The sequence below is a fragment of the Streptomyces sp. LS1784 genome, assembly GCF_020103755.1.
GTDB lineage: Bacteria > Actinomycetota > Actinomycetes > Streptomycetales > Streptomycetaceae > Kitasatospora.
Map to the genome: position 1 here is coordinate 1 of NZ_JAHSQD010000373.1, position 8,221 is coordinate 8,221.

Here is an 8,221-nt window from a genome sequence, read left to right on the forward strand (position 1 = left end):
CGGGCTCAGCCCCGGGCGGGCGCGGCGGCGTGCCGGGCGAGCACGGCGCGCAGCCGGCCGGGGTCGGCGGTGCCGCGTTCGGGCAGGACGGTCAGGCAGGAGTTGTTCTTGTCACCGCTCGGCAGGACGACTGATGCACGGGGCCTCAGATGGCCGCGGCCAGCTCGGTGCCCTGCTTGATGGCGCGCTTGGCGTCCAGTTCGGCGGCCACGTCGGCGCCGCCGATCAGGTGCACCGTCAGGCCGCGCTCGCGCAGCGCCTCGTGCAGGTCGCGGCGCGGCTCCTGGCCGGTACAGAGCACGACGGTGTCCACGGGCAGCAGTCGGCGCTCGCCGTCCACGGTGATGTGCAGGCCGGCGTCGTCGATCAGGTCGTACGTGACGCCGGGGACCATCACCACGCCGCGGTGCTTGAGCTCGGTGCGGTGGATCCAGCCGGTGGTCTTGCCGAGGCCGGCACCGACCTTGCCGGTCCTGCGCTGGAGCAGGTGCACGCTGCGCGGGGGCTTCGGCCGCTCCGGGACGCGCAGGCCGCCGCGCTCTCGGTACTCCGGGTCGATGCCCCACTTGGCCTGGAACACGGGCGGGTTGAGGCTTGCGGCGTCGCCCGGGTCGGTGAGGAACTCGGCCACGTCGAAGCCGATCCCGCCCGCGCCGAGGATGGCGACCCGTTCGCCGACCGGCGCGCCGTCGCGCAGCACGTCGAGGTAGCCGAGCACGCTGGGGTGGTCGATTCCCGGGATGTCGGCGGGGGTTCGCGGGGTGACGCCGGTGGCGAGGACGATCTCGTCGTGGCCCTGCTCGGCCAGCTGCTCGGCGGTGACGGTCGCGCCGAGCCGCAACGTGACGGCCAACTCGGCCAGCCGGGTGCGGAAGTAGCGCAGCGTCTCGTCGAACTCCTCCTTGCCGGGGATGCGCCGGGCGATGTTCAGCTGCCCGCCGATCGCCTCGGCGGCGTCGTACAGGGTGACGTCGTGGCCGCGCTCGGCGGCGGAGACGGCGAACGCGAGGCCGGCCGGGCCCGCCCCGACGACGCCGATCCGCTTGCGCAACTGGGTCGCACCGAGGACGAGTTCGGTCTCGTGGCAGGCGCGCGGGTTGACCAGGCAGGAGGTGATCCGGAGGCTGAAGGTGTGGTCGAGGCAGGCCTGGTTGCAGCCGATGCAGGTGTTGATGGCCTCGGCGCGGCCGTCCCGCGCCTTGGCGACGAAGTCGGCGTCGGCGAGCAGCGGCCGGGCCATCGAGACCAGGTCGGCGCTGCCCTCGGCGAGCAACTGCTCGGCGATCTCGGGGGTGTTGATGCGGTTGGTGGCGACCAGCGGGATGCCGACCTTTCCCATCACCTTCTTCGTCACCCAGGCGAAGGCGCCGCGCGGCACCGAGGTGGCGATGGTGGGGATGCGGGCCTCGTGCCAGCCGATGCCGCTGTTGATGATGGTCGCCCCGGCGGCCTCGACGGCCTGGGCGAGCTGCACGACCTCGTCCAGGGTGGAGCCGCCTGGCACCAGGTCGAGCATGGAGAGGCGGTAGACGATGACGAAGTCCTCGCCGACCCGCTCGCGGACCCGGCGGACGATCTCCACCGGGAAGCGCATCCGCCGCTCGTACGCACCGCCCCACTCGTCCTCGCGGTGGTTGGTCGCGGCGACGATGAACTCGTTGATCAGGTAGCCCTCGGAGCCCATGATCTCGACGCCGTCGTACCCGGCGCGGCGGGCGAGTTCGGCGCAGCGGGCGAAGTCCTCGATGGTCTGCTCGACCTGCTCGGCGGTGAGCTCGTTGGGCACGAAGGGGCTGATCGGGGCCTGGACCGGGCTGGGAGCGACCAGGTCGCGGTGGTAGGCGTAGCGGCCGAAGTGCAGGATCTGGAGGGCGATCCGCCCGCCGGCGGCGTGCACCGCGTCGGTGACCACCCGGTGCCTGTCGGCCTCCTCCTCGGTGGTCAGCATCGCGCCGCCCTCCCAGGGGCGCCCGGCCTCGTTGGGGGCGATGCCGCCGGTGACGATCAGGCCGACGCCGCCGCGGGCCCGCTCGGCGTAGAAGGCGGCCATCCGCTCGTAGCCGCCGGGAGCCTCCTCCAGACCGACGTGCATCGAGCCCATGATCACGCGGTTGGGCAGGGTGGTGAAGCCGAGGTCGAGCGGGCTGAGCAGGTGCGGGTAGCGGCTGCTGCCGGGGTGGGCGCTCATCGACGTCTCCTGGGGCGCGGTCCGGGGGCGGTTGTTACCGCAGAGTAGGGGACGTGCGGCCGGGTATGCAACTAGTTGCATAAGGAGCGGGGGCCTCCGGCCGGGGCTTCTCCGGATGGGCGAGAACCCTGCGCCCGGGCCCGGCCGTCGGCGTATCGTCGTGCCCCGGACAACGCGTGCTCGGGAGAGGAGCGACCGTGCGGGGTGGCTCGGTGGCCGTGGTCGGGGGCAGCATCGCCGGGAGCGCGTTCGCCGGTGCCGCCGCCCGGCTCGGCGCGGAACGGGTGGTCGTGCTGGAACGCAGCCCCGGCCGGCTGGAGGACCGCGGCGTGGGGCTGTGCACCCACGACGACCGCTTCGACGAACTGGTCCGGGCCGGACACCTCGACGCGGACACCCGCCGCCACCGCCTCACCGTCCGCCGCTGGGTCACCCGGAGCGCGGCCGGCAAGGGGGACGGACCGGACGGCTGCGGGCGACTGCTCTGGGCCCAGCCCTTCCCGTTCCACTCGCACCACTGGGGCGTGCTCTGGCAGGCGCTGCGCGAACGGGCGCCCGGGCAGGTCGAGTTCCGGCTGGGCACCACCGTGACGGCCGTCGGCAACGGGCAGGGCGGCGCCTGGACCGAGCAGGCCGGCGGCGGCCGCGAGGCGTACGACCTGGTGATCGGCGCCGACGGCTACCGCTCGGTGGTCCGCGCCGCCGTCTGCCCGCAGGCCGGGCCCGAGTACGCCGGGTACGTGTGCTGGCGCGGCAGCTACGACGCCGCCCTGCTGGCCGAGCTGCCCGGCGGTGCGGCGCCCTGGCCGCAGGAGCAGTGCATCACCGCCTGCTACCCCGGCGGCCAGGTGGTGATCTACCGCATCCCCGGGGTCGAGCCCGGCCGCACCCAGGTGAACTGGGTCTTCTACGCCCCCACCCCCGCCTGGCTGAGGCTGGACGGCCCGACCAGCATCCCGGCGGGCAGCCTCACCGACCCGCAGCTGGACGAGCTGCGGCAGCTGGCGGAGCGGCACCTGCCGCCGTACTGGGCCGCCCTGGTCACGCTGACCCCGCGCGAGCGGACCTTCCTGCAGCCGATCTACGACCTGGCGGCCCCGCGCCGCACGGCCGGCCGACTGCTGATCGGCGGGGACGCGGCCACCGTGGTGCGCCCGCACAACACCAGCGGCGTGGTGAAGGCGATGCAGGACGCGCACGCCTTCGAGCTGGCGGGGCGGGAGGCCGGCTCCTGGCCGGCACTGCTGGCCGCCTACGACCGTGAACGGACGGCGGCCGGGCGGGAGTTGGTGGAGCTGGGCCGCACTCTCGGCCGGGCCCAGGTCACCGATGCGCCGGACTGGTCAGGGATGGACGAGCCGGGCATGACCGCCTGGTGGCGGCAACAGCTCACCGGAGGCGGGGGTTTCGGCGGCCAGGCGCTCGGCCGCACCGGCCGAGCGCCTGCCGAGACCGCCGAAACCCCGTCGACCCGCGCCGGGCGACCGGATCCCGACGACGATCAGACGTTGACGCCGTAGTCCGTCGCGATGCCGCGCAGGCCGGAGGCGTAGCCCTGGCCGATGGCGCGGAACTTCCACTCGTTGCCGTTGCGGTACAGCTCGCCGAAGACCATCGCGGTCTCGGTCGAGGCGTCCTCGGTCAGGTCGTAGCGCGCGATCTCCAGGCCGTTGGCCTGGTTGACGATCCGGATGAACGCGTTGCGCACCTGGCCGAAGTTCTGCAGCCGGGCGTCGGCGTCGTAGATCGACACCGGGAAGACCACCTTGGCCACGTCGGCCGGGACGCGGTCCAGGTCGACCTTGATCTGCTCGTCGTCCCCGTCTCCGCCGCCGGTCAGGTTGTCGCCGCTGTGCTCGACCGAGCCCTCGGGGCTGCGCAGGTTGTTGAAGAAGACGAAGTGCTGGTCCGAGACCACCTTGCCCAGCGCGTTGCACAGCAGCGCGCTGGCGTCCAGGTCGTAGTCGGCCCCGGTGGTGGTGCGCACGTCCCAGCCGAGACCGACGATCACGGCGCTCAGACCGGGCGCCTCCTTGCTCAGCGAGACGTTGCCGCCCTTGGCCAGCGAAACTCCCACAATGCCCTCCTCTGGTCTCTCCCTGTGGACGAATCTACAACACTGTAGAGATCACGAGAATCCGCCGGGAGTCGGGCCCGCCCCGGGAATTTCTCCGGGTCGCACCCGGGAACCGAATGCGGGGGCCGCACACGGGAGGCGCAGACGGGCGGCGCAGGCTCACTGGACGGCGTCGATCTCGATCCGCAGCGCGCCGTTCTCCGCCAGCGCCCGGCGGCCCCAGTCCAGCAGCAGGCCCAGCACCTCGCGTTCGCCCGCCGGGAGCCGGGCCACGTCCACCCGCTCGATCTCCCGGACCAGCGCGGCCATCGACGGCTGCCTGATGCGGCTGCTGAAGTCGAGGTCCGGCTCATGCCGGGCGAGGGTGGGCAGGCTCCGCTCGCCCAGTCGGCGCACGACGGCCCGCAGCGCGCCGCCGTCGGCGTAGGCCTCCAGCCGCCCGGTCTGCGGCGCCGGGCCCGCCTTGCGGCCCGTCCTCGCCTTCACGGGCACCCGGTACAGGCCGAGGACGTACTCGTCCTCCGCCACCTCGTCGTCCGGCCCGCACGGCCGCAGGCCGCCCGCTGCGCTTCGCATGGCGAGCACCCTAACCGCCGACCGCCCTAGACTGGCAGTGGATTTCCCCTCGTCAAGGCCCTGTCGCCGGAGGTTCCGATGCGCCAGCGGTACAGCTTCCACCTCGACCGGGGCGGGCACTCGGTGACCGTCAACGTCCGGTCCGGCTGGATCACCGAGACCGAGCTGCTGGTCGACGGCAAGGAGTGCGCCTTCCACCGGGTCCACGGGCACGGCGACTACCCGCTGACCCTCGCCGCCCAGGTCGCCGAGGAGCCGCCGAAGCCGCTCGCGGTCCGGCTGGACCGCACCGGCCTGGCCGAGCACCCGCTCTCCTGCGTCCTGGAGCTGTCCGGCGCCGAACACCCGATGCCCGAGCACACGGCGCGCTGAAACCCTCCGTTCGGGCGGTTTGCCCACGAATGCCGGAAAACCTTACGATTCCGGGCCGGACCCCCACGACGAAAGCCGCCGCATGACCTCCCCCGTGACTCCCAGCACCTTCGACGACCTGCTGCGGGAGGTGATGACCGGCGCCGAACGCTTCGGCCACCCCCAGCACGTCCGGCTGACCTGGCTCGCCGTGCGCCGCCACGGCGCCACCGCCGCCCTCGACCTGGTCGGCGACGGCATCCGGCGTACCGCCACCAAGGCCGGCGCGCCGCAGAAGTTCCACGTCACCATGACCCGGGCCTGGGTCGAGCTGGTGGCCCGGCACACCGGCGGCCTGCACACCGGGGACGCCGCGGACTTCGACGCGTTCACGGCCCGCCACCCCGAGCTGCTCGACAAGAACCTGCTCGCCCGCCACTACCGTCCGCAGACGCTCGCGGGCGAGCAGGCCCGGACCGCCTGGGTGGAGCCGGACCTCGCCCCCTTCCCCCGGGCCGCGTCCTGAGGCATCAGCCCTCCTGACGCCTCGTCCCTCCTGCGACGTCAGCCTTCCAGCCCCTCCCCGAGGCGCTCCGCCACGATCTCCTCGACCGCCTTCCGGGCCCGCTCGGCGTCCTCCGCGACCAGCCCGAGCCTGGTGCGGCGGTCGAGCACGTCGGCGGCGTCCAGCGCGCCCTCGTGGGTGACGGCGTAGGCGACCTCGGCGCAGGTCACGTCCAGGTCCTCCGCGATCGGCGTCGACTCCCCCGCCGCCAGCACCTCGTGGGCCGCACCGCCGTGGCGGGCGAGCAGCGAGGCGGGCACCCGGCCGGCGGACAGCAGGCGGCTCTCCCGGTGGCCGGGGGCGCCGATCAGCGGCAACCGGGCCGTCCAGCAGGCGCGGGCGGACAGACCGCGCAGCCGGACGGCGGCGTCCACCGCGTCCTCGGCCATCCGGCGGTAGGTGGTGAGCTTGCCGCCGACCACGGTGATCACCCCGGACGGGCTCTCCAGCACCGCGTGCTCGCGGGAGATGTCCGCGGTGTTGCCGTCCCCGGTGTCGATCAGCGGGCGCAGCCCGGCGTAGGCGCCGCGCACGTCCGCCCTGGTCAGGGCGGTGGCGAGGGCGGCGTTGACGGTGTCGAGGAGGAAGGAGAGCTCGGCCTCGGTGGGCTGCGGCTCGTCCGGGATCGGGCCCGGGGCGTCCTCGTCGGTCAGCCCGATCGCGACCCGGCCGAGCTGCTGCGGCAGGGCGAAGACGAACCGGCTGGTGGAGCCGGGCACCGGCACGGTGAGGGCGGCGGTCGGGTTGCCGAGCGCCTGCGCGTCCACCAGCAGGTGGGTGCCGCGGCTGGGCCGGAGCCTGATCGAGGTGTCCACGTCGCCCGCCCAGACGCCGGTGGCGTTGACCACCGCGTTGGCCCGGACTTCCAGTTCCCGCCCGGTCAGGGTGTCGACCAGCCGGGCCGAGGTGCCGGTGACCTGCTCGGCGCGCACCCTGGTCAGCACGCTCGCCCCGTACTGCGCGGCGGTGCGGGCCAGCGCGACCACCAGCCGGGCGTCGTCCACGAGTTGGCCGTCGTGGGCGACCAGCGCGCCGCGCAGCCCGTCCGTCCGCACGCCCGGCACCAGGCGGCGGGTCCGGCCGGCGTCGATCCGGCGCATCCGGGGCAGCAGCGCACCCGGGGTGCCGGCCGTCAGGCGCAGCGCGTCCCCGGCGTGGAAGCCCGTACGGATCAGCGTGGCCTGGCCCGGGCGCAGCAGGTCCGGGAGCAGCGGCACCAGTTGGGGCAGCGCCCGGATCAGGTGCGGGGCGGTGCGGGTCATCAGCACGCCGCGCTCGACGGCGCTCTCCCGGGCCACCTTGATCCGCCCGGAGGCGAGGTAGCGCAGGCCGCCGTGCACCAGCTTGGAACTCCAGCGGCTCGTGCCGAAGGCCAGGTCGCGGGCCTCGACGAGCACCGTGCGCAGGCCGCGCGAGGCGGCGTCCAGGGCCACTCCGGCGCCGGTGACACCGCCGCCGATGACCAGGAGGTCGATCCGGGCGTCGTCGCCGAGCGCTTCGAGTTCCAGCTTCCGTCGGACGGCGTCGAGCCGGCCGGTGCCCGCGTACGGGCCTGCGGTGGGGGTCATGGCGCGAGGTATCCGTTCAGCGCTCTGGCCAGTTCGCGCCGCCAGGCCGCCTCGGGCAGCAGGGAGGCGATCATGCGGTGCGACTGGACGGTGGACTGGGCGATCAGCAGGACCATGGCGGCCAGTTCGAGCGGCTCGCCGGCCCGGATCGAGCCGTGCGCCTGGCCCTGCTCGATGCCGGCGCTCAGCGCCTCCAGCAGGCCGCGCTGGCTGGTACCGAGCCGCTCGACGACGTACTGGAGCAGCAGGTCGGAGTCGTCGGAGTGCAGCAGCGCGCCGAGCACCGGATGGTCGCGCAGCCGGACGGCGATCTCCACGACCCGCTCGACGAGGGCCTCCCTGTCGTGGACGTCCAGCCCGGCGCCCTCCAGGGTGGTCAGGATCTCCCGGGTGAGCAGCGCGCCGATCACCGCCCGGACGTCCGGCCAGCGGCGGTAGACGGTCGGGCGGCTGACCCCGGCGCGGCGGGCGATCTCGGACAACTGGGTCCGGCGCACGCCGAGGTGGACGATCAGGTCGGCGGCGGCGTCCAGGATCGCGTCGTCGATGCTGCGCTCCCCGGGTGTCGGGGACGGCGTCTGGGGCTCGGCGTTACTACTTGACATGATGTGTGAAACTGTAACGCATGGCACCTGAGACGCAAGCGGGACCGGCCGGCGCCGCACTTCCGCTCCCCCCGATGAAGTGGAACGCCTGGGGCGACCCGGCCCTGGCCAAGGAGCTGTCCGCCGACATCAAGGGACTGCTCGCCGCCGCCCTCGGCGTCACCGGCGACGCCGCCCCCGGGCCGAGCGCCGACGAGGTCGTGCTGCGCCCGTCCCGGATCTCCGCCGAGGACCTCAAGGCGCTGGCCGCCGCCGTCGGCGAGGCGCACGTCAGCGCCGCCGACGCCGACC

At 74.0% G+C, this 8,221-nt stretch carries 8 protein-coding genes and 1 pseudogene; 4 read left to right on the plus strand and 5 right to left on the minus strand.

Features of this window, described 5'->3' with window-relative positions; all coding sequences use genetic code 11:
• Positions 1-145: 145 nt before the first annotated feature.
• Entirely contained in the window at positions 146-2,188 is a 2,043-nt protein-coding gene (locus KS423_RS31365; RefSeq protein ID WP_224283152.1) for an NADPH-dependent 2,4-dienoyl-CoA reductase, read from the minus strand.
• Positions 2,189-2,385: 197 nt separating this feature from the next.
• Between KS423_RS31365 and KS423_RS48150 the strand changes: the two genes are divergently transcribed.
• Positions 2,386-3,708, plus strand: coding sequence for an FAD-dependent monooxygenase (locus KS423_RS48150; RefSeq protein WP_224283153.1), 1,323 nt, complete (start codon positions 2,386-2,388; stop codon positions 3,706-3,708).
• On the opposite strand, the gene KS423_RS31375 is transcribed toward KS423_RS48150, so the two are convergent.
• On the minus strand, positions 3,690-4,265 hold the full coding sequence (locus KS423_RS31375; protein WP_049650185.1) for a TerD family protein: 576 nt from the start codon (positions 4,263-4,265) through the stop codon (positions 3,690-3,692). The two genes, KS423_RS48150 and KS423_RS31375, sit on opposite strands and share 19 nt — an antisense overlap.
• Before the next feature lie 159 nt (positions 4,266-4,424).
• Positions 4,425-4,841, minus strand: coding sequence for a hypothetical protein (locus KS423_RS31380; RefSeq protein WP_224283154.1), 417 nt, complete (start codon positions 4,839-4,841; stop codon positions 4,425-4,427).
• A 78-nt stretch (positions 4,842-4,919) separates the two neighbouring features.
• On the opposite strand from KS423_RS31380, the gene KS423_RS31385 reads away from it, so the two are divergent.
• On the plus strand, positions 4,920-5,213 hold the full coding sequence (locus KS423_RS31385) for a hypothetical protein (protein ID WP_224283155.1): 294 nt from the start codon (positions 4,920-4,922) through the stop codon (positions 5,211-5,213).
• 94 nt (positions 5,214-5,307) lie between these two features.
• Positions 5,308-5,718 carry a hypothetical protein gene (locus tag KS423_RS31390; protein WP_224283156.1) on the plus strand — a complete coding sequence of 137 codons (411 nt, stop codon included), beginning with the start codon at positions 5,308-5,310 and terminating at the stop codon, positions 5,716-5,718.
• A 38-nt stretch (positions 5,719-5,756) separates the two neighbouring features.
• Here the strand turns inward: KS423_RS31390 and KS423_RS31395 are convergent, their stop codons facing one another.
• Together KS423_RS31395 and KS423_RS31400 are read right to left on the minus strand one after the other, a co-directional pair.
• Positions 5,757-7,325 (minus strand): glycerol-3-phosphate dehydrogenase/oxidase, encoded by a 1,569-nt coding sequence (locus KS423_RS31395; protein WP_224283157.1) that lies wholly within the window; start codon positions 7,323-7,325, stop codon positions 5,757-5,759.
• On the minus strand, positions 7,322-7,930 hold the full coding sequence (locus KS423_RS31400) for a TetR/AcrR family transcriptional regulator (RefSeq protein ID WP_224283158.1): 609 nt from the start codon (positions 7,928-7,930) through the stop codon (positions 7,322-7,324). Before KS423_RS31400 ends, KS423_RS31395 begins: the two co-directional genes overlap by 4 nt.
• 74 nt (positions 7,931-8,004) lie before the next feature.
• On the opposite strand from KS423_RS31400, the pseudogene KS423_RS31405 reads away from it, so the two are divergent.
• Positions 8,005-8,221 (plus strand): annotated as a pseudogene (locus tag KS423_RS31405) (FAD-binding oxidoreductase); the annotation flags it as partial.

Excerpts from the sequence above, each read along its gene's own strand:
- KS423_RS31365 (WP_224283152.1), bottom strand. The coding sequence starts at position 2,188 with ATGAGCGCCCACCCCGGCAGCAGCCGCTACCCGCACCTGCTCAGCCCG.
- KS423_RS31380 (WP_224283154.1), bottom strand. The coding sequence starts at position 4,841 with ATGCGAAGCGCAGCGGGCGGCCTGCGGCCGTGCGGGCCGGACGACGAG.
- KS423_RS31385 (WP_224283155.1), top strand. The coding sequence starts at position 4,920 with ATGCGCCAGCGGTACAGCTTCCACCTCGACCGGGGCGGGCACTCGGTG.
- KS423_RS31395 (WP_224283157.1), bottom strand. The coding sequence starts at position 7,325 with ATGACCCCCACCGCAGGCCCGTACGCGGGCACCGGCCGGCTCGACGCC.
- KS423_RS31400 (WP_224283158.1), bottom strand. The coding sequence starts at position 7,930 with ATGTCAAGTAGTAACGCCGAGCCCCAGACGCCGTCCCCGACACCCGGG.